A 22,414-nucleotide genomic window follows, 5' to 3' on the forward strand; every position below is an offset into this window, starting at 1 on the left:
CGGACGGGCCGCGCCTTCAGGAGGGAGCCCGTCCGCGAGGGGAAGCCGTGCCGGGAACGCCCGGCACATACCCCGTTATTTGAGGATTTGGGTAAGGACATATTGCAGGATGCCGCCCGCCAGATAGTATTCTTTTTCAATAGGCGTATCAATGCGGACGATGACAGGCACGTCAAACGCTTCCGCGTCTGCGGGCTGTACGCGCAGGGTAACCTGCTGGCGCGGAGCGATGCCGTTGTTCAGGCCCAGAATGGAGAAGGTGGCGTCCTTCAACGGAGCGATGCGATCATAGTCCGCCTTGTCAGCGAAGTTGAGGGGCAGGACGCCCATGCCGATCAGGTTGGAGCGGTGGATGCGCTCAAAGCTCTTGGTGATGACGGCCTTGACGCCCAGCAGGTTAGTCCCCTTGGCCGCCCAGTCGCGGGAAGAGCCCATGCCGTAATCTTCTCCGCCGATGACAATGAGCGGCACTCCGTCCTGAGCATAGGCCATGGCCGCATCATAGATGAAGGCGGGCGTTCCCGCAGCCGGGGTTATTGCCTTGTCCGGGGCGGGAACGGCGCGGTTGCCGAAATACAGCGTGTAGCCGCCTTCCGTGCCGTCCACCATCAGGTTTTTAATGCGGACATTGGCGAAGGTGCCGCGGGTCATCACGCGGTCGTTTCCGCGGCGGGAGCCGAAGGAGTTGAAGTCTTTTCTGTCCACGCCCATGCCCTGCAGGTACAGCCCTGCGGGGCCTGTTTCCCGGATGGCTCCGGCAGGGGAGATGTGGTCCGTGGTTACGGAATCGCCGAAAATGCCCAGCGGACGGGCGTCCGTGATATCCGCCAGTGTGCGGGGCTGGCCGTTGAAGCCGCTGAAGAAGGGAGGGTCCTGAATGTAGGTGGAGTGTTCATTCCACTGGAAGACAGAGCCTTCCGGCGCGTACACGGCTGCCCAGCGGGGATTCTTGTCCGGCGTGATGGTGTAAAGCTCCCGGTAGGCTTCCGGGTTGCGGGATCTGGCAACAGCTTCCGCAATTTCCCCGGAGCTGGGCCAGAGGTCTTTCAAAAATACGGGGTTCCCGCTGCGGTCCGTGCCCAGCGGTTCCGTCTGGAAGTCAATATCCACGCGGCCGGCCAGAGCGAAGGCGACGACCAGCGGGGGGGACATCAGGAAGTTGGTTTTGATGGAGGCATGGATGCGCGCTTCAAAGTTGCGGTTGCCGGACAGGACGGAGGCCGCGACGATGTCATTGTCCCGGACGGCCTGTTCCAGTTCCGGATTTAACGGCCCGGAGTTGCCGATGCAGGTGGTGCAGCCATAGCCGACGGTTTCAAAGCCCAGGGCGTCCAGGGATTCCTGAAGGCGGTTGGCCGCAAAGTAGTCGGAGGCGATACGGGAACCCGGAGCAATGGACGTTTTTACATGCGGAGGAACTTTCAGGCCCCGTTCAACCGCCTTTTTGGCAAGCAGCCCGGCGGCAAGCATCAGGCCCGGGTTGGACGTGTTGGTGCAGGAGGTGATGGCGGCGATGAGGATGCTGCCGTCTTTCAGCTTCGCTTCCTGGCTGAAGCCGTCCACCGGGACGGGGACGCCCGCCGGGGAATGCATGGAGACTGTGACTTCCGGAGATTCCTTTTTGCCGTAGCCTCCTTCCGCCACGGGCATGCTGACAAGCTTGCGGAAGCTGTCCCTGATGGAGTTCAGGCGGATGTGGTCCTGCGGGCGCCTGGGGCCGGAGACGGCCGGTTCCACGGCGGACAGGTCCAGTTCCAGCTGGTCCGTGTAGTCCAGATCTCCGTTGCGCGGCATTCCCCACAGGTTCTGCGCCTTGAAGTAGTTCTCGTACGTGGTGATGGCTTCTTCGCTCCTGCCTGTCTGGCGCAGATAGTCGGAGCAGCGTTCGTCCATGGGGAAGAAACCCATGGTGGCGCCGTATTCCGGGGCCATGTTGGCTACGGTAGCCCGGTCTGCCAGAGGCAGGGCCGCCGCCCCCTCTCCGAAGAATTCCACAAATTTGCCTACGACGCCGTGGCTGCGCAGCATCCGGGTGACATGCAGCGCCAGGTCCGTAGCGGTCACTCCTTCGCGGAGTTCTCCCGTCATATGGACGCCCACTACTTCCGGAACCAGGAAAGTGACGGGCTGGCCGAGCATCCCGGCTTCCGCCTCAATGCCGCCCACGCCCCAGCCTACAACGCCCATGCCGTTAATCATCGTGGTATGGGAGTCCGTCCCCACCAGGGTATCCGGGAAGTAAACGCCGTCCTTTTCCATCACGCCCTGCGCCAGGTATTCCAGATTGACCTGGTGGACGATGCCCACGGACGGAGGCACTACGGAAAAAGTCTGAAAGGCCTGCTGGCCCCATTTGAGGAATTCGTAGCGTTCCGCATTGCGCTGGAATTCAATGTCCAGGTTTTTCTCCAGGGCATCCGTGCAGCCTGCCCAGTCCACCTGGACGGAGTGGTCCACCACCAGGTCTACAGGAACCAGAGGTTCAATGACGGAGGCATCTTTCCCCAGGCCGGCTACGGCGGAGCGCATGGCCGCCAGGTCCACCAGAAGAGGGACGCCCGTCAGGTCCTGCAGGACAATGCGGGCTACCGTGAACGGAATTTCGTAGGAACCGGGATTGTCCGCATCCCAGGAAGCCAGGTTGTCCACATCCTTTTCAGTCACCTTCAGGCCGTCGCAGTTGCGGAGCAGGGATTCCAGAACGATCCTGATGGAAACGGGCAGGCGGTTCAGGCGGGAATAGCCGTTTTCCGCCAAAGCTGGCAGTGAATAAAACTGTCCCGGGGTTCCGGCTCCCGTGGTGAACGTGCTCTTGGCAATCTTGGTCATGATGCGGAATAGAGGGTTAACTGTAAACAGGCGGCTGCCCTCCTGGCAGTCGCGGGTACTATACAGGCCAAATGTGATAAGGCAAGGAATCTGTGTGACGGAGAGCGGATTTTTCCCCCCTTCCGAAGCCGGGGTAATTTTTCTTTGCGCCGGGGTTTCCGTTTTTTTCCGGCATTTTTTCTCCATGCATGCCGCAGGAATAACAGAGTGCGTCATGGAACATTGAAAATAAGTTCTCAGTATTGTCCAACCCTGTGAAAGGTTTCAAGATGATGAACGCGAAAAATATCTTATTAATCACTGCCGGAACGGGAGCGTTGGCGCTGGCTTCCTGCTCCGGCCCGCAGGAAGAGAATTTGCGCATGGTGCCCCTGACCGTGCCTGCAACCGTACCCATGACCTCCTACGGACCGAACGCGAGGGTGGTCGTGGCAGGAATTGATTATACGGAGGTGCACGACGAATGGATGGATACGGATACCATGAAAAAGGCCACCCCGGGCAATACGCGCGTGGTGATCAGCCGCGGGCGTCAAAGGGGCCAGTTGATGGTGGGGGATGAGGTCGCCATGGATTTTCCCGTTTGCGTGGGTAAGGCTTCCCACCGCACGCCCGTGGGCCATTTCCGCATTACGGAAAAGGCGGTGCATCATGTTTCCAATTTGTATGATGCCTCCATGCCTTACTTCATGCGGCTGACGGACAGCGGCATCGGGATGCACGTAGGCCCTGTTTTCCAGACGCCCCAATCCCATGGGTGCATCCGCATGACCCGCTCTTCCTGCGTGCCGCTTTTCAAAACCGTTAAGGTAGGCACGCCCGTTACGATTGTACAATAATGCCCGGAAAATCTCTGGACGCTTTTCCGGCAGAAAAGTTTCCCGCGTTAAAAAACTCATTTTTTTAAACAAAAAAACGCCGCCCGCCGCTATTTTAATAAACGGTACTTGCCGCAAGTCGCATTGCCTCAGCAACCCGAACTTCCATGCCGCTGCCGGCTCATTGTCTTCACTTCATCGGCAGCGGCATGGAAGCCGTCCGCTTAGCCGAGGAACCTGCGGGATGAACGGACTGCCCGTGTGTTCCTCCGGGTTGTGAAGGATTAATGGAGAAGGAGGGATGGCATTCCCTGTTTGCCTTCCGGATTATTTTTCCGCAGCGTTTCTGTCTGTTCCCGTCCGGCGAAGCAGGGGCAGGTATTTTCCATAACCCTGCGCTTCCATCTCCTGTTCCGGGATGAATTTCAGGGAGGCGCTGTTGATGCAGTAGCGCAGGCCGCCCAGCTCCTTCGGGCCGTCCGCGAAAACATGGCCCAGGTGGGCGTCTCCCGTTTTGCTGCGGACTTCCGTACGCCGCATGCCGTGGGAGAAATCCTGTTTTTCCTGAATCAGTTCTTCTTTGATGGGGCGGGAGAAACTGGGCCAGCCGCAGCCTGAATCAAACTTGTCCGTGGACAGGAATAAAGGTTCTCCTGTTGTGACGTCCACATAAATGCCTGGTCTGTCGTTATTGAAATATTCGTTGTGGAAGGGAGGTTCCGTAGCGTTATTCCGCGTGACGGCAAATTGTTCGTTTGTCAGGATGCGGCGCAGCTCTTCGTCCGGTTTTTTCCGGTAAACAGGTTCGTTTTCACGGGCCTGGGCCGCTTCCCGGAATTTGGCGGGTGGAATATGGCAGTATCCGCCGGGGTTTTTATCCAGATAGCGCTGATGGTATTTTTCCGCCCGTGAAAATTGGCGGAGGGGCTGAACTTCAATTGCCAGAGGCTGCCTGAAGTTCTGCTGGAGCCTTTTCAGGGACGTTTCTATAACAGGTTTATCCTTTTCATCCGCGTAATAAATGCCCGTGCGGTATTGAATTCCCCTGTCGTTTCCCTGTTTGTTGACGGAAACGGGATCAATAATGGAGTAATACCGTTCCAGCAGAAAGGGGAGGCTGAGTTCTTCCGGGTCAAATACTATTTTTACCGTTTCCGCATGGCCCGTTTTCCCGCTGCATACTTCTTCATACGTGGGGGAGGGTGTGGAGCCGTTGGCGTATCCCGCTTCCGTTTCCTGAACGCCGGGTATCAGGGAGAAGTACTTTTCCACTCCCCAGAAACAGCCTCCCGCCAGGTAAATCGTTTTTAAATTCTTGTTGTCCATATGAGATTTGTCATTGCTGCTCGCCTGGCCTTTTTCCCCGCAGGAAAAAAAGGAGAGCATGGCGACTGCGGCCAGAATGGCGCATGCCAGTCCGGCCAGTGTCCATGGTCCGTGGTAAATATGCTTCATCAACGCTGTATGGAGTCGTATTCCGGTGCGGGCGCCGTAGCCCCGTGGGCCGGGGATTTGTTGTCCCCATCTCTTCCGGAAAGGTAAAGAATTAGACACCAGCCGGTTCATTCCGTTCGATACCTGGGTCAGTATGCCCTTATTTCTCCCGTTTTTCCGTCTGCATCCTGTTTTTCAGCCACTGGTAAATAACACGGTCGGAGGCGTCCGGTTTTCTGCTTGTCTGCATGCTGAATCCGTATTTAGTTCGGAAGTTGAAGACGGCCAGGGAAGGGCTCAGGCCGATGGAAAGCCCATCCATCCGTATTTCCACCTCTTGCGGGACATGGCTGGAAAAGTTGAGGCGCCCGGCATTGGTGACAGTTCCCACATAATTTTTAATCAGGGAAAGAATTGCCGGCTGAAGGGAAGAACCTCTGGACATGGTCCGCGCGGCGGGCGAGCAAGGCTCTCTAAAAAGAACGGCAACGGGAGCATCCGCTGCGCGGGGAGCCGCGAGCTTGTCCATGGGAACGTTCCACAGGAAAGAAAACAGAGCCGTTCCCGCCAGAAAAACGGGAATCGCCAGAATGGAGGCCCATAGGCGCAGCCTGTTTTTATTCCGTTTTTTGCCGTTGTCTTTCCCCCCAGTCATGGAAGAAGCTGAAGCATGGCATGGGTTCCCGGCAGTGTCCATCAGTAAATGCAGGGTAATGAAGCGTTGCCGGGCTGGATGCCCTTGCGGGGTTCTTTTGCATGGAGCTGAGAGAGAACGGGAGATATTCTTCCTGTTCCCGGGCGTTTTATGGCAACAGGTCCCACCCGGAAAGCCATGTTCCGGGTGGGGCGGGTATTGGGGCGCCTGCTATTCGGGTGCCTTGAAGTTATATACGGGCCTGATGCGTTCCACGATTTCCGCCGTTTCATGGATGTTGTCCAGCACGCTCTCGCCATCCTTGTAGGCCATCGGCGCTTCATCCAACGTGGCGCGGGAAACGCAGGTGGAGAAGATACCCTGCATGGAAGCTTCGAATTCCTCCAGGGAGAGATTGGCTTTAGCCTTTTTGCGGGACATGCTGCGGCCTGCGCCGTGCGGGGATGAAGAATTGAATTCTTCATTTCCTTTGCCGATGCAGATGACGGAGCCGTCACGCATATTCAGGGGAACGATGAGTTTTTCTCCGCGTCCGGCCCGGACAGCTCCCTTGCGGATGATTTGGTCTTCCGCAATGTAGTTGTGCACGGTGTCGAAACTTTCCAGATCAGCTGCATCGTCCAGCAGTTCATGCAGTATCACGCGGCGGTTCAGGGCTGCGAAGCGCTGGGCCGCCTTCATGTCCCGCATGTAGTTCAGCGTATCTTCTCCCTGAAGGTAGCAGAGTCCTTTCTTGCGTTCTTTGAGATAGGCGTCCGGACAAGTGTCCACGGCGATTTTCTGATAGCGTTCCGCAATCTTCAGGCCGAAATTGCGGGAACCGGAGTGGATGCACAGGAAAGCGTGTTCCTTCCCTTGCGCTATTTCAATAAAGTGGTTGCCTCCTCCCAGAGACCCCACGGAGCGGCGGTGCCTGTCTTTGTCCGTTCTCAGCACATCCATGCAGATGCGGGAGATTTCTTCATCCAGTTCCGGGTCGTCCAGCAGGGCTTGATGAACGGAGGAACGGGCGTGCATCCCGGACGGGACACGCTCGCGCAGGCGTGCGTCAAAGCTGGAAAAATCCGGTAGTCCGAACAGTCTGGCGGTAAGCACTCCGCAACCGATGTCCACGCCGATCAGATTGGGAATTACCTTATCCGTTTTCAATTCCGCCGTGAACCCGATGACGCAGCCGGCGCCGGCGTGCACGTCCGGCATGATGCGCACCCGGCTTCCTTCAAAGGCGGGGTGGTTGCAGACGTCCCTGATCTGGGTGCGGGCCAGGTCTTCCAGTTCATCCGTGAACACGCGGGCTTCCGTGTATTTTCCGTCAATGGTGATCATGGTTTTATTCTTTTGGTTGAGGGGCGCAGAGATATTCGGAAAGCGCCTTCGCGCCCTGTGACCTTGTTACCATAACGTATTTTTTGACTCTTGCATTATATAAGTATTCATATTATATAACTATAAAGTTATGTTTGAGCATCTTTTCGCAGAACGGGGGCTGTCCCTGGACCGATTGAAAACCTTGATAGAAGTGGCCAAGGCCGGGAGCATTGCCGCTGCCGCCCGGGGGGACAGTGCGCGGCAGAGCCTGTATTCCCGGCAGATCAAGGAATTGGAGGAATTCTTCGGTGTGGAGCTGGCGAGCCGCCGCGGGAAAGTGCTGGCTCTTACCGGAGCCGGGTGGGAGCTGGTGAGGCTGGCCAGTGAAAGCCTGTGCCTGCTGGATGATTTCAAAAGCCGGAGCCGGAATCTGCCCTACCGGTTCACCATCGGAGCCGGGGACAGCCTGCATGCTTGGGTGGCGGCTCCCGTTCTGGCGAATATCCAGAAACGGGGGCTGCCGTGGCTTTTCGCGCTGGAGAACTTCCGCAACAGTGAGATTCCCTCTAAGCTCCAGAATATGGATATAGACTTCGGCATCGTGCGTACCAGCGCGCTGGAGGCGGAAGGGTTGGAAAGCCGGGTCATTTGCTCCATGGATTATGCGCTGTACGTTCCTGTAGCCCTGGCCGGGAAAAAGGCGCGGGGGAGGAAGGAGGATTTTCTCCGTCTGCTGGAAATGTTCCCCCTGGCGACGCTGGGGAGCGGTTCCGGGTTTCATGCGTTGCTGAAAAGGAACTGCGCTGAGTTCGGCATCAGGCTGCGGGTGCAGTGTGAAACGCAGTCGTTTCCTTTTGCGGCCCGCATGTTGAAGAGCGGGGCGTTTATGGCGATTCTGCCCTGTATGGCGGAAAAAGAACTGGGGGAGGGATTCGTCAAGGTTGCTCATCCGGCGCTGGACGGGTTGTCCCGCAGTATTTCCCTGGCCTGGAATCCGCGGTTGCTGCGCGTGAGGCCTTCAGCCAAACGGGTAATTGATGTTTTTTCCATCTCGGAACGGGAGTGATGAAAGGAAAATCAATCCGAATCCACGCCCAATTTATTTTTCCGGTAGTGGTCCAGGGAAATGCGGTAAAAATACACGATTGCCAGCAGATTCAGCAGGGCTCCCGCTCCGAAGGCCCAGTTCAGGTTCAGGTACGCGTAAATTTTGCCTCCCAGGAACATGCCTGTTCCCACCCCGATGTCAAAAGCGGTGAAAAATGTGGAATTGACGGCTCCCCGGTGGCCGCGGTCCGCCATGTTCAGTTTCATAGTCTGGAACGTGGGGATGAAAATGCCGAAACCGAAGCCGATGAGGATGGCGGAAGCGTAGTAAATCCATTCCAGCGGCGCCAGCGCCAGCGCGCCGAAGCTGACGGTCAGAATGCCCAGGGAGATGACGGAAAGCTCCGCCACGCGTCCGCGGTCGATTTGTCTGCCTACCATGAATCTGGAGACCAGCATGCCCAGCCCCATCAGCGCGTAAAACAGCCCGGCGTATCTGAATCCGTGCATTTCCCCGTACAGGGCGGAATACACGGCCACCACGCCATAGGAGAAGGTGGCGATCATTACGTTCACCGCCAGCGGAATGCCCACGCGCAGCACCAGACGGTCCAGTACCTTTTTAGGCGTTTCATACACGGGCTCCTGAACAGGGCTCCCGGGAACGCGGATGAGAGATGCAATGCCCGCTCCGGCCAGGCACAGGAGCAGGGAGCTCCAGGTAATCACGTAAAAGCCGTACTGCTGGTATACCTGAAGGCCGATGACGGGGCCCAGGCACATGCCCAGCGTCATTGTCATGCCGAAGAAACCCAGGCCTTCCCCGCGGCGGGCAGGGGGGATGATATCCACCGCCATTGTCGGGCCGGAGGTGGTCATGCCTCCCCAGATCAGGCCCTGTATGAAACGCGTCAGGAAAAACGCCAGGGCGGTGGCGGCCGCAGCATACCCTGAAAAGGACAGGGCCAGCAGAATGTAAACCGTGATGTAAATCTTTTTGCGGTCTCCGGTATCCACCCGGTGTGCGAACCAGGGGCGGGAGATAATGGCGGCCAGAACATAAATGGACATGATCCAGCCCAGCCAGCCGGAGGAGACCTGCAATTGCCCCGTCAGATACAGCGGGAGAACGGGCACCAGTTCATAGAAGGCCAGCCCCGTCATTAAGTTGGCGCAACAGGCCAGGATGTAGTCCCGCGTCCAGAGAGGCGCTTTGACGGATGGTGCGGTTCCCGCCGCCAATTCATCTCTGGTCCGGGTCATGCAGGGGTTGTACAGCCGTTGGGAAAAGTTTCAAACGGCCTGACGTGTCATGATGATGAGGAGCGGGGAAGGGACGGATTGTCCAGATTGATGGTCAGGCATCTTTCACAGGTTGAATCCGTCTTCCATTCCTGTATGGGGCCGGGCAGTTCCGATGCGTTCACGATTATTTCTCCAGGCAGCAGGGCGCTTCCCTGTTTAGAGCATGCCTCAAAAAGGAAGCTGATGAAGAGAGGGAGGAAAACGGCAAGAAGACGAAGCAGAAGCATTTATTCATTCTTCTTATATAGTTTTTATTGCATGTCAAAAGAATAGAGAGTGCGATATGCACCGGGAAAGATGACGCTGGCTCCCGCTCCGGAATATGCCTTCTTTTTTGCGTGCAGGACGGCGTGGGCATGGTAGGGTACATGGTATGAGTGTAATCACCAAACGTGGAGACAGCGGCGAAACGGACCTGATGTTCGGCAGGCGGAGTCCCAAGACAGCGCCGCGCATTGAAGCTTACGGAACGGTGGATGAATTAAATTCCCTGATTGGCGTGGTGCGCCATTCCGGGGTAAGCTCCCGGACGGTGGAGATGCTGGACGGCGTCCAGGCGCGTCTGGTGGGAGCCATGGGGGAACTGGCTACGCTGGAGGAAGATTTGCCCAAATATGACGCCAAGGGGTACGCCCGCATTACGGCGGAAGATGTGACATGGCTGGAGGAACAGGCTCATCTGCTGGAAAAGGAATGCGACATCCGTTTCAAAGGCTGGGCCCGCCCGGGCAAGGAAGGATCGCTGGGTTCCGCATATTTGGACCTGGCCCGTTCCGTCTGCCGCCGTGCGGAACGCCGTGTGGTTGCATTGAGGCTGGATCATGCCCTGAGCAACGTGAACACAGCCTTGTTTCTGAACCGCCTTTCCGATCTCTGCTGGGTGCTGGCCCGTTTTGAGGCGCTGGCCGCAGGGGAAAAGGGCCACGCCTGAGCAGGCCGTTTCCGCCCGTCTTCCTTGCGTATCTGCGTGGTTCCTGTGTCGGGAGAAGCCCGGAAAGAATGGTTTTGCCGCAGCTCCATGTCCGGAGGGCAAAGCCCCCGGAATTGTTCTTCGTTATCTCCGGGGGGAGCTTCCCGGTCAATCCAGCGGCAGGATGGAAGTAACCAGCATTTTGAACCGTTCCCGGGCAATGACGGAGTGAGGCACTCCGGCGGGAATCAGAAGGCTTTTTCCCTGGGGCAGAATAACTTCTTCATTGCCCACGGTGAAGTACGCCGTCCCGTCCAGAATCTGTATCAGCGCAGGACCGGGCGTCTGGTGAGTGGGAAGGAGCTGTTCGCTGTCAAAGGCCAGAATGGTCATGTTGACCCCTTTGGAGCGTACAAGGGCCAGACTGGTGATTTGCCCTTCGCGGTAATCGGTCAGATCGGCGTAATTGAAGGGCGTGCGTTCGGGGAGGCGCTGAATGGATGTCATACAAATTGGACATCCTTGTTGGCTCTTCCCGTTTCTCCATGACAGGCTTCCGGGAAAAAGGTCCGCTCCAGACCCGGGAGCGGACCTTGGCATTCAGCATTCATATGGTGCTTACTTACGGAGTCAGCGTCCTGAATTCATAGGCGTGAGGTCGAGTTCACAAGTAAACAACAATTTTTCTATATATGAAAAATACAATTTACTTCAAGAGAATTTCTGCAGGAAAGTTCGGATTCAGCATCCGTATGAGGTTGTTTCCAAATGCGGGCATCTGCCGTCAGCGGTTCCGCCGCCCGCGGCCGGATGTGCGCTTCTCCTGTTTGGCGGGGAAGGCCGTTTTTTCCGTTTGCCGCGGTTTCTTCCGTGAGACGATGGCGAAATCCGCCCACTGCTGCTCCCTGTCCACTTTCACGGGAATGACGGGAACGCGCAGCCCCGCGCACAGCACGGAACCATGGTCGTTTTTCCAGCGGCTGGCAAACGCCTCATACACCCAACGGCCGCCGGGAAGTTTGTCCGGCTTGACCAGCCCCTTAATCTGGAGGCGCGGGATTTCCAGCAGCACGCCGAAGTGGCGCGTTTCCGTAACCAGAGCTTCGTGCACTTCCGGATGATCCGTGTAGCACTGACCTTCCAGCCATTCGAAGAGTTTCATCCGGTTCGCGTCCTTTTCCGCGCTGGCGGAAATGCGTTCCGTCTCTGAAATGTGTTCCGCGTCTTCCTCCAGCCTGCCTGCACTGCCTGCTCCTTTGGCTCCTTTGGGAGGATTGGACAGCAGGGGATTCAGGGAGCGGTGAACCACCAGGTCCGCGTAACGGCGGATGGGGCTGGTAAAATGGCAGTAATTGGGAGTGGCCAGGCCGTAGTGGCCCAGGGGTTCCGTGTCGTACCTGGCCCTCATCAGGCTTTTCAGGAGCGCCAGTTTAAGCAATTGCTCGTCCGGGGAATCCTTGATGGACTTCATCAGTTCATTCAGGTACTGGCGTTGTCCGATATCGTGGACGGGATGCCCGTACAGTTTGCACAGCTGGCCGAATTCAAACAGTTTGGAGGAATCCGGTTCTTCGTGAACACGGTAGATGGTGGGACGGTTCCCGTTTTTCAGAGCCAGGGCCACGGCCTCGTTGGCGGCCAGCATGCACTCCTCAATAAGCTGATGGCTTTCATCGTATTCTTCCGTGATGATGCCCGTCACGCGGCCGTCCTTGTCCATAACGGCTCTCACTTCCGGGAAGTCCAGATCCAGGGCTCCCTTGGCGTAGCGGTTGCGGCGCAGGATGGAGGCCAGATTCCAGGCTTCCCGCACCGTGGAGGGAACTTCCCCCTTGTTGTTTCCTTTCAGCATGGCGAAGGCCTCCTGATAGGTCAGGCGCGCCTTGCTGCGGATGAAAGCGTCCGCAAAGCGTGTACGGAGCATCTTCCCCTTTTGATCAAATTTCATTTCGCATACTTTTGTCAGGCGCACGACATCCGGCCGCAGGCTGCACAAATCGTCGGAAAGGCGGGGAGGGAGCATCGGAAGGACGCGGTCCGGCAGGTACGTGGAATTGCCGCGGCGCAGGGCTTCCCCATCCAACGCGCCGCCGGGCCTGACGAAATGGGAGACGTCCGCAATGTGAACGGCCAGCGTCCAGCCGGACGGAGTGGCCGTGATGGAAATGGCGTCGTCAAAATCCCTGGCGCTTGCCGGGTCAATGGTGATGACGGTCCGGTCCGTCCAGTCTTCCCGGCGGGCGAGTTCCTCGGGGGAAGGGTTTTGAGGCAGCGTTTCCAGTTCCCGGAGCACGGAGGCGGGGAATTCCGTGGAAAGGCCATATTTTCTGATAACGGCTTCCATGTCCACGTGGGGTTCGTCCGGATAGCCGAGCACCTCCACGATTTTCCCGCGCGGGGCTTTCTTTTCCTCACCGCAGGGTACGGGCTCCACGGAAACCAGTTGGCCGGGAAGCACCTCCATGGCGGGTTTTTCCGCCAGTTCAATGGATGACGGAGAGCTTACGCCGTCTCCCAGCACGCGGCCCAGCTTGTTCTTTCCGGTGCGGAAGACGCCAAGCCAGCGGGAGTGCGCGCGTTCCGTCACTTCCTCCACGCGGGCTTTCATGCCGGCATCCAGGGAAGAAAAGCGGTCCCTGCGGATATTCCTCCGGCCCTTGGCCGTCTTGCGTTCCACGCGCACGGCCACCCGGTCCCCGTCCAGGGCATTGCCCAGATGGTTGGGTTTAAGTTCCAGCTCCGGAATGGCTTCCGTGTCCCATCCCAGGGCCGCAGCGGCGGGGTCCCCTTTTCTGGGGAGAAAAAGAATCTTGCCGGAGCGCAGGATGCGGATCATGCCATGCACTAGGTTCCGGCGTTCCCGCTTTAAAGCGTATCTGCCCTTTTGCAGCCGCACGAGTTTTCCCTCCTCCTCCATCTGGTCCACCAGGGCGCGGAAATACAGCTTCTGCCGGGAATCCACGTTCAGGGCGCGGGTCAGTTCGGATTTGCTCTGGGGTTCGTAACGTCCGTCTTCCATGTGACGGATCAGGCGGTCTTTGAGGGAATGATTCATTTTGCGGAAGTTCCGGGAAAAGGTGTCTCCCATTCCCATGAGAGCCATCATAGGGCGGTTTGCGCGCCGCTTCAAGGCGCGGGCGGTGCATGCCGCGTTCGTCAGTGGTTTTTGGCCAGCTGCCGGGCATGCCGTTGTACGGAGCATGTCCGCAGTCCGTCTAGGGATTTTTTTAACTATGTGGTATATGTATTGACAATGATTTGTTTTTTGGATTTAACGATGTTTGGTCGTTTTTTATGAAAACATTTATTTTCCCGTTTTTGGCCTGCTGTTTCCTGGTGTTCAACGCGCTGGCGTCCAAGGGCGTTGAAATACGGCATAAAACCCAGTTCTGCGCGGCGGAAGTATATTTCAGGTATCCCGATCGCAACCCTCCCCAAGAGGAGATAGACAAAAGCAACAGAGAAAGAACAACCGTCACCCTCCGGGAATACATCGCCCTGACCGCCACGCTGGACGGCAAAGAGCTTCCCGAAGGCACCCGGTGTGACTGGTCCGCCGTGGAAGGAGTGGAATATTTCAAACTTGCAATTGATAATGATAAACCGGATCAAGCTACCGTCGATATCAATACCCTGGCCAAAACGCGTCAGACGCTCAAGGTGAAGGCTGAGGTGGACGGAGTGGAGCAGATGGTGGAATTCACCCTCATCCCGCCCCAGGGGCTGATGTACGCGGGGGCGGAGAGCCCTTTCCGGCAGGCGGAGGAAGAAGCGGCCAAGGTGGGATGCACCGTGGGGCTGAGCGCCCTCCGCATCCTGCGCGTGTATCCCTTGAACGTCAGCTTCACCAATCTTTACTCCCTGGAGCTGCATGCCGGTTATGATCCCGACCCTCTTCCGGACCATCCCCTGGTCAGTGAGCATGCGCCTTTGCTGGAGCCCGCACGGGTTTCCGTCACCAATGAAGTCTATGACAGCACCAACTGCCTGTATCCGCCGGCGCTCATTGACGCGTTCTCGGGTTCCATCGGCTGGACGTGGAAGTGCCGCTGGCAGATATTCGGATGCACGGATAAACCCCAAGGCGGCAGGTACACGAAAGAAAAAGTGCTCTGGGATTTCAACACGGATCAGGTTTTCTCCATCAGGCGCGATCCCGATACGGGAACGGTGCACTACCGGATCCAGAAGTTCAAGGGATTGAACAAAAATGACCCGGGCATCGTCACCGCAACAAGCAACTGATTTTCTTTATGAACTATTACCTTTCCCTCTGTCTTTCCGTGTTTCTTTTCTTTTCCGTCGAGAGCCGCGCGGATGAAGCCTCTGTGTACGACGATTTGCCCTCCTTCATGGACATCCAGATTGAACGGCTTAGCGGGGACGCGCGGCATCTGAAAGACCTGCTGGACCAGGGAAAGCTGGGCGACTTTTACCAGCAGGCGCTGCCCGTGCTCAACAGGGAGCTGTTTGACGAGGACGGCGGAATGACCCCGGAGGAGCTGGAAAACGCCCTGTTCATCAACAACATGGTCGTCAAGGCCCCCTATCAGGACTACCGGCTGGACAACTTTTCCATCTGGATCAACGGAGGTGAGCTGGAAACCAAATTTAAGGCTGGGATTAATTTTTCTAAAATCTGCAAATATATTCAAGACAACAAAAAAATAAAACATGGAAAAGAGCTCGCGAGGTTTTGTCTGGAGGCGAAGTTCGAATACCTCAGGCGGATGATTCTCCAAGGCTCCGCCGTTTACCGCTACATCGCCGGCCTGGAGGAGGAGCACGGGAAGTTCCATCCCGTGAGGCCGGTCGACACGCTGCCCTTCTGGCGCTACTGGGAGACGAAAAACCTCGCCGCCTGCGGTGCGGAAGAGGAACGGCGCAGGAAGATCTTGTACGAGCGGAACGTGGACGAGCTGGTCCGCCTCCGGCAGTCCTTCCGCTGGTATATTGAGAACAGCGAGGGTATCCTGTTGAATATCGTTCTGAAGCTTCACCCCGGGAATAGGGGCCGCGCGCTGGAAAGGCTGAGGGAATGCGGCTACAAGACGGACCGGGAGCTGGTGGAGTTTCTGGAGAGGACCGGAGGCATGAGAAAGAGAGTTCAATTCCTGTACTCTCCCGGGATGCTCCGGGAACACAGAAAACTCGGGAAGGAGGATTAGCCGCCATGGCCGCGAATATTCTGCTGAGAATGCTGTTGTGCTGCGTCCTGTTACTGGTATCTGGCGTTTCCCGGGCCCGGGATGCCGCCGCCGTGGAGAGTTTGCTGAGGGCGGATTATTCTTCAGTCATCATTGACGGCGTACGGAATCAACTCCGGAAACATCTTGATTCCGGTACTCTTTCACCGGAAAAAATCCGGCGGATAGTACATCATCCGGAATTGGAGCAACTGTGCCATATCGGACAATTTTTCCGTTATGCCAGCCAGGAAAAGGCGTTTTCAACAAGAGAGCTCCGGGACCGGACGTTTACCAGGTGGCTTGTCTCCCATCCGGAAGCTTTCCGGAAACTGGCCCATGCAGGGTATGCTCAGCAGAGCAGCCTGGCTATTCTTTACCGTCTGTGGAATAGCGCAGATAGGGACTTGTGCGGAGTTGACCTTAACATCGCCCTGGGGGCCTGTCTCATCGCCGATGTTTTCACGGCAGAGGAATGTATAGCCAAGTATGGATTTTACCATGATTCCCATCATCATGGCAGGTGTTATCCGCAGGCCGACAGCCTTGAACCGTGGGAATGGGCCGTGGTTCTGAGAGGAAAAGAGAGTCTGGAAGATCTGGCATGGGCCCAGCAATTTATTGAAGGGAAAAATATCAAACCCGAGCAGGCAGGGGGTAAATTTACCGGATTTATTCCCTACCGTAAAAAGAATCACAGAGGAATCAGCGTCCATGCCGGGGCCGCGTTTTACGATAACAAGCCCATCACTCTTCAGCTTTATACGGAATATGGAGGCGTGTGCGGAGCCGTTTCCAAGGGGGCCGCGGGTTTTTTAAGAGCCAAAGGCGTCCCGGCGTACCCCATCGGGCAGCCGGGGCATTGCGCTTTTATTTGGAAGCACCCCAAAGGGCAATGGCTGATCGGCAACAACATTGGAGGATGGAACTGGGCCAATGGTGGAAATAAACTGCCGTGGAAAGGCCCCGTGCAGATTATCTCCGCCCTCTGCGCTTTCTGGCAGGGCCCCCAGGCCCGTGAATCTTCCTTGATGTACGATTTATCTTTTTATTCCCGGAATCCGCAGCATGTGGAACTGCTGCTTCAGGAGGCGTGCCGGGCCAATCCTTACAATTATCCGGCCTGGGCGCGTTATTTGGGCATCAAGGCGGGAGGTGCGGGCGATAAGAAGAAGCTGGAGTACCTCATTCAGTTCAGCAAGGCGATGCCCCGTGAACATAACCTGATTGATTACGTGGCGGGTCATGTTTTGAAGATTAACCCTGAAAAGGTGAATCCCTATGAATTATACGCCTGCGGGGTCAGCCCGGACAGTACGCCCGAAGCAGAGGAACTTTTCATCCGGCAATTTTGGAAAAAGCTGATTGCCGACTGCCCTGAGGTTAAACTCCATGCTGTTTACAAGGAAGGGACTACCGGTAATTTCTTAAATTTGTGGCTGGAAAAATCAAAAAATATCAAATGGAATTCCAAAATGAAGAGCAAAACCAGCAAAGCTTTTCAACAGGCGTTGCTGGCTTTGACCGGCAAGGAAAAAATTTTCATTAAAATGATGAAAAGCTACCGCCGGTTTCTCATCATGTGGAATGATGAGAAATATATGATGCAGGCGCATGAATTTGTGCAGGACCATTTAAAAGGCATTACCAGCGACCAGGTGAAAAAGGAGATGGCCGGCATGGGTAGAAAAATGGGTATCCTTTTAAAGAATGATAAAATATTGAACATGTATGGTCAAAACCGGGAATCCGAATAGGGATTGACCATTGTTCAAAGGGACATTATCTGGGCCGGAGCGTACCTTCCGTGGTGCCGAGCTGTTCCGCGACATCCAGTTCCCGGATGAGCCGGGCCGCCGTGCAGGAGCCGTCCAGCAATTCCCGGTAGCGGGACACCAGAAGGCGTATTTTTTCCGGGGGATCATCCAGCAGTTCCAGACGGAAGCGGGAAAGACCCAGGCGGCGGAAGCCCCGGAGGAAGCCGGCTCCCGTCTGAGCGCGTCCGTTGAACAGCGTGTTCCGGCACCCGGCGTCCGCCAGCAGGGGATGAAGCTGGCCTACGCGGTCACGCAGCTGCACATGATGCCGTTCGCAGGGGCGTCCGCAATTCTTATAACTGGTGCCGTCCGACAGGAAGGTGCAGAACACGCAATGCTCCATGTGAAACATGGGCATATGCTGATGCAGAGTCAGTTCAAACCATTCCGGCGGCGCGGCGCGGAGCAGGTCCGCCACCTGTTCCGCGTTCAGGTCGTAAGAGAGGGTGAGATATTCCAGTCTCCCCCGTTCTTTCAGGATAGCCGCGCTATACGGATTGGCGACATTCAGGGAAAAATCCCCAATGCGGCGCAGGGGGGAATGGCGGAAGTATTGCGCCGCGCCCAGGTTGCGGATGAGGATGCCGTCCGGCTCCGCCCGTTCCATGAGCTTAAAGTAACCGGTTTCAGACGGCTTCTGGATGCGGGGCGTCGCCAGAAAGACGGGGATGCTGTCCGCGTGCTGCCGAACCGCTTTCACTCCCGCCGCATAGTCCCGGAGGTCTTCAAAGTCCAGATAAACGGCATCCGCCCCGGCATCCAGAACGGAAGGTATCTGTTCCGGCCTGCGGCACAGCACAGACAGGTGCGGAGGTGCGTCCGGAGTTGCCGCCCCCGCCGGAAGCGCGGAAGGGGTGAAAGCCGCGGAAAGACGGGAGGGAACGGGGGCTTCCCTCTCCTGCCGGACCGTTTGAATTTGTTCCACGAGGGCGCGCCTTGCCTGGTTGAGGATGCTGAGCGGGAGCATCAACCCGTTCGGCAGCCGGCATTCGCAGGAAGCCAGGCGGAACCCCGTTCCTCCCAGTCTGCCAAGCTGCTGTTTCAGCGCTTCAGGAGTCAGCGGACGTTTTTCCGCCGTTTGCAGGGGCTGTGCGGACTGCACGGAACACCCGTATTCCGGGCAGGAAACTGTCAGAGGCTCCCCGGCGGATCCGGTGCATGTCAAATGGAGGGGTACGGAGGCTTCCGGCAGGTGTTCCCGCATTTTTTTCAACTCCGCGTTCAGGGCCGGATCATCCGTTTTCCAGAGCTTCTGCCCCGGCCTGACCCTGCTCCAGTCAATGCGGGATGCTTTTCCATGGAAGAAAAGGCGGTTTCTCTGCACTTTCCAGATACGACCGCCCTGTTCTTCATTGCGGTCTTCCCCTGCATCAATGACGAAGCCGTCACCGGGCGCGAGCGGAATGCCTCCTTCCGGTCTGATATCCAGCCAGCCCTGACCGCTGTTCATGATGACGCCTGCATAAGCGCCCCTCTTTTTACCGTAGCGGCCGTGGGTCAGACGCGGGTGGTCCGTTCCGTCCAGCCAGCCTGTGGAGAAGCCGCGTGAAAATACCATTTGCAGTGCGTAGCGGTCGCGTACGGTCACCATTTCATCCACAGGTATTCCAGCGCAGGCGGCGTCCAGGGCTTTTCTATAGGCCGCCGTCACCGCCGCAACGTATTCCGGGCTTTTCAGGCGACCCTCTATCTTATAGCTTTTTACACCCATGCGGACCAGGTCCGGGATGCGGTCAATGGCGCACAGGTCCTGGGGGCTGAGCAGGTAGCGCCGTTCTCCCAGGGGAACGGCTTTGCCGTCTACAACCAGGGAATAGGGCAAGCGGCAGGCCTGCGCGCATTCCCCCCTGTTGGCGCTGCGCTGGCCTAGGCTTTCCGATGTAAGGCATTGGCCGGAGTAGGCCACGCAGAGCGCCCCGTGAACAAATACTTCCAGGGGTATGTCCGTATGCCGTACGCATTGCCCGATTTCCTTCAGGCTCAGTTCCCGGGCCAGGACGGCCTGCTTCAGGTCCAGGAATCCGGAGGCGAATTCCAGCCCGTCCGGAGAGGAAAGCGTCATCTGGGTGGAGGCGTGCAGTTCCAGCTTCATGTCGGGAACCTGCCTTCCCCATTCCGTCAGGCAGCGGGCAAGTCCAATGTCCTGTACGATGACTCCGTCCGCGCCGGCGGCATTCAGGTGGCCCAGGTAGGAGAGGGTGTCCGCCAGCTCGGAGGTGAAAATGAGCGTATTCATGGTTACGTACCCCCTCACGCCGTGCGCGTGAAGGAAACGCATCAGCTCCGGAAGGGAATCCAGCGTGAAGTTGTTTGCGCGCAGACGGGCGTTGAAACGGTCCAGACCGAAATAAATGGCGTCTGCGCCATTGGCTACGGCGGCGCGGGCGCAGTCCATGTCCCCGGCGGGAGCCAGCAGTTCGGGACGCAGGTCTCCGGGCCGGAGGGCGGAAAGGGTCATGTCGTCGGAAGTCACGGGGAAAGGCAAAGAGGCTGTCGGGGTTATTGGGCGGTGCTGCGTTTTTCCGCATGGCAGAGCAATGCTTTCAAATCTCCCAGAAGGAACAGGGAACCTGCCGCCAGAGCGGGGAACGGGGAAGCCAGCGCCGCCTGCAGCCCGTCCGGAAGCGTGGAATGAATGAAAACGGGGCCGGTTTCCTGCCCGGCCAGCAGGGCAGCCATTTCTTCCGCCGGCATGATGCGGGGGGAAGTGCAGGGAACCAGGTGCCATTCTCCGGCAATTTCCCGCAAAACCGGAATCATTTCCCGGATATGCTTGTCTGCGGATGCGGCAAAAACCAGCGCCGCCTTCCGTCCCGGGAATTCCTCTTTCCACGTGGCCGCGAGCACGCGCGCCGCATGTTCGTTATGAGCTCCGTCCAGTACCAGAGGGGGCGTCTCAAGGCGTTCGAACCGTCCGGGCCACTGTACTTTGTCCAGGGCAGCGGCGGCTGCGGCAGGGGAGGGAAGGGCATGGAGTTGCCTCATGGTTTCCAGCGCCAGGGCTGCGTTTTCCCGCTGATGGGCTCCGGGCAGGGATGGGCGGGGCGTGTTCCGGTCCGCCCGGGCAATCGTGAGGGGAGAACGGCGGTTCCGCGCCGTCCGTTCAATGACGGCCATGACGTCCGGGTGCTGCACGGCGGTTGCGGACGGTTTGCCGGGGGCGATGATGGCCGCTTTTTCCGCGGCGATCTCTTCCAGGGTGTCTCCCAGATACTGCTGGTGGTCCAAACCGATGGGGGCCAGTACGGCGATATCCTTGGGCACGGCGTTAGTGGCGTCCAGTCTTCCGCCCAGCCCTGTTTCCAGAATGATGAAGTTCACGTTGTTTTTACGGAAGTGGCGCAGGGCGACGGCCAGAGCCAGCTCAAAAAAAGTGGGCGGCTGTTCCCAGCCTTCCGCCAGTTGTTTCAGGAAGGAAATTTCCTCCGCCAGGGCATCCGGAGCAATCATGTTCCCATTGACGCGGATGCGTTCAGAAAAATCTACCAGATGGGGGGATGTGAACAGGCCCGTTACATAACCCTGCGCCCTGGCCAGGGCTTCAATCATGGCGCAGGTGGAGCCTTTACCATTGGTGCCGGCCACATGGACCACGGTGGCGCTGATATGGTCCGCCCCGGCTGCCGCCAACAGTTTTTCTGTGTTGTCAAGCCCCAGCTTGATCCCGAAAAATTGGGTGGAAAAGAGCCAGTCAAGGGCGGCGGATACGTTCATGGGCGGTATTTTACCACGGGAAAACTCCCGTTCAACTCCGGTATGGCGGGGAGAGCCATAAAATACCGCCGGGAACAGACGCGGCAAACACGAACAAGCTACCGTTGCTACCTCTCGGTCCTGGCGGGGTTTGCCAGTCGTGCCTCCACGGGGTTCCCGGCGGCCCACCCAGTAAACTAGGTTTGCAGTGCAGTGTCAACCTTCAAAGACATCATCTCCTTCTGGCGAAAGAGAGCAGAATGGAGATCAGCAACATTACGCCGATGACGGCCGCCACCGTGAAAAAAATCTCTTCTTCCTGTCTGAGCCGGCTGCGCTCTTCTTCGATTTTCGCGTCTCTGACGCGTTGCAGCCCGTGCAGGGCTTTGGCCTGTTCCTCTACATCCGCCTCCGTTCGCATGACAATCGTTTCCTCATGGTTGACGGCCTGGTCATAAGGAGCGATCATCGCGCGGAATTCGGGGTCTTCCGAAAGTATTTCCGTTTCATCATAATCTTCCGCCAGGGGGGAATTCATGGAGTCCCGAAGGCTGGCGATTTGTCTGTCCACGTTGTTTTGGAACAGGCCCAGCTCCCTTTTGGCTTTTTCGTAGGCTTCCGTCTGGTCTCGCAGAGCGGCTTCCCCCTGGTTGGTAATGCGCTCCAGTTCCTGCGGAAGGCTGGCCTGAAGTTGAAGCAGATCCGCCCGGTTCTCCGTCACTTTAAAATCCCCGCTTTTCTTGTTGGATGCCTCCGCGCGCTGGATGCGGTTGATGTCCAGACGGGTTTCCACCTGACGTATTTGTTCCTGAATCCGGTTTCGGGCGTTGTCCAATTGTTGTCTGGTGGCGTTCCGCCTGCTTTTGAGTTCTTCCACTTCCGCAACGCGGCGGTCATATTGTTCCAGCAGATAGGCTATTCGGGCTTCCGCGCTTCGGGCATTGGGCCTCCCGTTCACGGGGGAGGGCGCCTTTTTCCTGTCTTTTCCCTGGTCGGTCTGCTTGGTTCGGGAATCCCAGTACTTGCGTACGGCTTCTTCCTTCCGTTGAATGGCTTTTTGGAGGCGCGCCGCCTGCTGTTCGTGAAGTTCCGCGGCTTCATCAAAACGGGCTTGGGCCGCATCCAGCTCCGGGCACGGTTCCTGCTCCATGGCTTTGAGAGCTTCATGCTTGGGTGCGATGCCGTTTTGATAATAATTCCAGCCGTAGTATCCCCCGGCGAGCAACAGGATGAGAAGGAGGTAACGCATAAATGAAAGGAGGGTAGAGTCAGAAGCAAATCTCATAGTGGGAGTTCCGCCGGATTTTGCAAATCCTAAAATCAGCCATCCGGAGCTTTTTCCCTCAATAGGGAGAATGATGATAAATCCACTCCGGAGGGGGCGTAGTTTTCCTTGAAGCCATACTTTCAAG

General features: G+C 57.3%; 17 protein-coding genes and 1 other RNA gene. 6 read left to right on the forward strand and 12 right to left on the reverse strand.

Annotated features, from left to right (window positions below; genetic code table 11):
* Window positions 1-75: 75 nt before the first annotated feature.
* Window positions 76-2,829, reverse strand: a complete 2,754-nt coding sequence (gene acnA / locus O4G22_RS04695; RefSeq protein WP_306702288.1) for an aconitate hydratase AcnA — start codon at window positions 2,827-2,829, stop codon at window positions 76-78.
* A gap of 269 nt (window positions 2,830-3,098) precedes the next feature.
* Between acnA and O4G22_RS04700 the strand changes: the two genes are divergently transcribed.
* Window positions 3,099-3,668: a L,D-transpeptidase gene (locus tag O4G22_RS04700; RefSeq protein ID WP_295980277.1), complete on the forward strand. Its 570-nt coding sequence runs from the start codon at window positions 3,099-3,101 to the stop codon at window positions 3,666-3,668.
* Between the two features lie 306 nt (window positions 3,669-3,974).
* On the opposite strand, the gene msrB is transcribed toward O4G22_RS04700, so the two are convergent.
* The 3 genes from msrB to O4G22_RS04715 form a co-directional block, all read right to left on the reverse strand.
* A complete protein-coding gene (msrB, locus tag O4G22_RS04705) occupies window positions 3,975-5,102 on the reverse strand; it encodes a peptide-methionine (R)-S-oxide reductase MsrB (RefSeq protein WP_306702425.1) in 1,128 nt (375 codons plus the stop codon).
* 139 nt (window positions 5,103-5,241) lie between these two features.
* Window positions 5,242-5,736 (reverse strand): hypothetical protein, encoded by a 495-nt coding sequence (locus O4G22_RS04710; protein WP_306702289.1) that lies wholly within the window; start codon window positions 5,734-5,736, stop codon window positions 5,242-5,244.
* A gap of 210 nt (window positions 5,737-5,946) precedes the next feature.
* A complete protein-coding gene (locus O4G22_RS04715) occupies window positions 5,947-7,062 on the reverse strand; it encodes an RtcB family protein (RefSeq protein WP_306702290.1) in 1,116 nt (371 codons plus the stop codon).
* 130 nt (window positions 7,063-7,192) lie between these two features.
* Between O4G22_RS04715 and O4G22_RS04720 the strand changes: the two genes are divergently transcribed.
* Window positions 7,193-8,110: a LysR family transcriptional regulator gene (locus tag O4G22_RS04720; protein WP_306702291.1), complete on the forward strand. Its 918-nt coding sequence runs from the start codon at window positions 7,193-7,195 to the stop codon at window positions 8,108-8,110.
* An 11-nt stretch (window positions 8,111-8,121) separates the two neighbouring features.
* Here O4G22_RS04720 and O4G22_RS04725 read toward each other — a convergent pair whose 3' ends face one another.
* Entirely contained in the window at window positions 8,122-9,354 is a 1,233-nt protein-coding gene (locus O4G22_RS04725; protein WP_297668005.1) for an MFS transporter, read from the reverse strand.
* A 47-nt stretch (window positions 9,355-9,401) separates the two neighbouring features.
* A complete protein-coding gene (locus tag O4G22_RS04730; protein WP_297405338.1) occupies window positions 9,402-9,623 on the reverse strand; it encodes a hypothetical protein in 222 nt (73 codons plus the stop codon).
* A 146-nt stretch (window positions 9,624-9,769) separates the two neighbouring features.
* On the opposite strand from O4G22_RS04730, the gene O4G22_RS04735 reads away from it, so the two are divergent.
* A complete protein-coding gene (locus tag O4G22_RS04735; protein ID WP_297405337.1) occupies window positions 9,770-10,327 on the forward strand; it encodes a cob(I)yrinic acid a,c-diamide adenosyltransferase in 558 nt (185 codons plus the stop codon).
* A gap of 147 nt (window positions 10,328-10,474) precedes the next feature.
* On the opposite strand, the gene O4G22_RS04740 is transcribed toward O4G22_RS04735, so the two are convergent.
* Complete coding sequence (locus O4G22_RS04740) at window positions 10,475-10,813, reverse strand: cupin domain-containing protein (protein WP_179218549.1); 339 nt, start codon at window positions 10,811-10,813, stop codon at window positions 10,475-10,477.
* 277 nt (window positions 10,814-11,090) lie between these two features.
* Entirely contained in the window at window positions 11,091-13,412 is a 2,322-nt protein-coding gene (locus O4G22_RS04745) for a ribonuclease R family protein (RefSeq protein WP_306702292.1), read from the reverse strand.
* Between the two features lie 188 nt (window positions 13,413-13,600).
* Here O4G22_RS04745 and O4G22_RS04750 point away from each other — a divergent pair, with 188 nt between their 5' ends.
* Genes O4G22_RS04750 through O4G22_RS04760 form a run of 3 tightly spaced genes read left to right on the forward strand, consistent with a single transcriptional unit; the run spans window position 13,601 to window position 17,249 of the window.
* The gene (locus tag O4G22_RS04750; RefSeq protein WP_306702293.1) at window positions 13,601-14,551 is read left to right on the forward strand and encodes a hypothetical protein; all 951 of its coding nucleotides are present in this window, start codon (window positions 13,601-13,603) and stop codon (window positions 14,549-14,551) included.
* Window positions 14,552-14,559: 8 nt separating this feature from the next.
* Window positions 14,560-15,474, forward strand: a complete 915-nt coding sequence (locus O4G22_RS04755; RefSeq protein WP_306702294.1) for a hypothetical protein — start codon at window positions 14,560-14,562, stop codon at window positions 15,472-15,474.
* A 5-nt stretch (window positions 15,475-15,479) separates the two neighbouring features.
* Window positions 15,480-17,249, forward strand: a complete 1,770-nt coding sequence (locus tag O4G22_RS04760; protein ID WP_297405333.1) for a hypothetical protein — start codon at window positions 15,480-15,482, stop codon at window positions 17,247-17,249.
* A 25-nt stretch (window positions 17,250-17,274) separates the two neighbouring features.
* On the opposite strand, the gene O4G22_RS04765 is transcribed toward O4G22_RS04760, so the two are convergent.
* The 4 genes from O4G22_RS04765 to O4G22_RS04780 all read right to left on the reverse strand — a co-directional run bounded on the left by O4G22_RS04765 (window position 17,275) and on the right by O4G22_RS04780 (window position 22,251).
* Window positions 17,275-19,782, reverse strand: coding sequence for a U32 family peptidase (locus O4G22_RS04765; RefSeq protein WP_306702295.1), 2,508 nt, complete (start codon window positions 19,780-19,782; stop codon window positions 17,275-17,277).
* Between the two features lie 26 nt (window positions 19,783-19,808).
* Window positions 19,809-21,023 (reverse strand): bifunctional folylpolyglutamate synthase/dihydrofolate synthase, encoded by a 1,215-nt coding sequence (locus tag O4G22_RS04770; protein WP_297405331.1) that lies wholly within the window; start codon window positions 21,021-21,023, stop codon window positions 19,809-19,811.
* A 65-nt stretch (window positions 21,024-21,088) separates the two neighbouring features.
* Window positions 21,089-21,183, reverse strand: an RNA gene (gene ffs / locus O4G22_RS04775) — signal recognition particle sRNA small type.
* Window positions 21,184-21,234: 51 nt separating this feature from the next.
* Entirely contained in the window at window positions 21,235-22,251 is a 1,017-nt protein-coding gene (locus O4G22_RS04780; protein ID WP_297405330.1) for a hypothetical protein, read from the reverse strand.
* Window positions 22,252-22,414 lie beyond the last annotated feature (163 nt).

Origin of the sequence: Akkermansia muciniphila, from assembly GCF_030848305.1 — a bacterium.
In the GTDB taxonomy this organism is placed as follows: Bacteria; Verrucomicrobiota; Verrucomicrobiia; order Verrucomicrobiales; family Akkermansiaceae; genus Akkermansia; species Akkermansia muciniphila_A.

What these genes read in the sequence shown, in the direction of transcription:
- O4G22_RS04715 (WP_306702290.1), bottom strand. Translation starts at nt 7,062, where the DNA reads ATGATCACCATTGACGGAAAATACACGGAAGCCCGCGTGTTCACGGAT.
- O4G22_RS04780 (WP_297405330.1), bottom strand. Translation starts at nt 22,251, where the DNA reads ATGCGTTACCTCCTTCTCATCCTGTTGCTCGCCGGGGGATACTACGGC.
- O4G22_RS04720 (WP_306702291.1), top strand. Translation starts at nt 7,193, where the DNA reads ATGTTTGAGCATCTTTTCGCAGAACGGGGGCTGTCCCTGGACCGATTG.
- O4G22_RS04735 (WP_297405337.1), top strand. Translation starts at nt 9,770, where the DNA reads ATGAGTGTAATCACCAAACGTGGAGACAGCGGCGAAACGGACCTGATG.
- O4G22_RS04730 (WP_297405338.1), bottom strand. Translation starts at nt 9,623, where the DNA reads ATGCTTCTGCTTCGTCTTCTTGCCGTTTTCCTCCCTCTCTTCATCAGC.
- O4G22_RS04710 (WP_306702289.1), bottom strand. Translation starts at nt 5,736, where the DNA reads ATGACTGGGGGGAAAGACAACGGCAAAAAACGGAATAAAAACAGGCTG.
- O4G22_RS04760 (WP_297405333.1), top strand. Translation starts at nt 15,480, where the DNA reads ATGGCCGCGAATATTCTGCTGAGAATGCTGTTGTGCTGCGTCCTGTTA.
- acnA (WP_306702288.1), bottom strand. Translation starts at nt 2,829, where the DNA reads ATGACCAAGATTGCCAAGAGCACGTTCACCACGGGAGCCGGAACCCCG.
- O4G22_RS04755 (WP_306702294.1), top strand. Translation starts at nt 14,560, where the DNA reads ATGAACTATTACCTTTCCCTCTGTCTTTCCGTGTTTCTTTTCTTTTCC.
- msrB (WP_306702425.1), bottom strand. Translation starts at nt 5,102, where the DNA reads ATGAAGCATATTTACCACGGACCATGGACACTGGCCGGACTGGCATGC.
- O4G22_RS04750 (WP_306702293.1), top strand. Translation starts at nt 13,601, where the DNA reads ATGAAAACATTTATTTTCCCGTTTTTGGCCTGCTGTTTCCTGGTGTTC.
- O4G22_RS04745 (WP_306702292.1), bottom strand. Translation starts at nt 13,412, where the DNA reads ATGATGGCTCTCATGGGAATGGGAGACACCTTTTCCCGGAACTTCCGC.
- O4G22_RS04700 (WP_295980277.1), top strand. Translation starts at nt 3,099, where the DNA reads ATGATGAACGCGAAAAATATCTTATTAATCACTGCCGGAACGGGAGCG.
- O4G22_RS04770 (WP_297405331.1), bottom strand. Translation starts at nt 21,023, where the DNA reads ATGAACGTATCCGCCGCCCTTGACTGGCTCTTTTCCACCCAATTTTTC.
- O4G22_RS04740 (WP_179218549.1), bottom strand. Translation starts at nt 10,813, where the DNA reads ATGACATCCATTCAGCGCCTCCCCGAACGCACGCCCTTCAATTACGCC.
- O4G22_RS04725 (WP_297668005.1), bottom strand. Translation starts at nt 9,354, where the DNA reads ATGACCCGGACCAGAGATGAATTGGCGGCGGGAACCGCACCATCCGTC.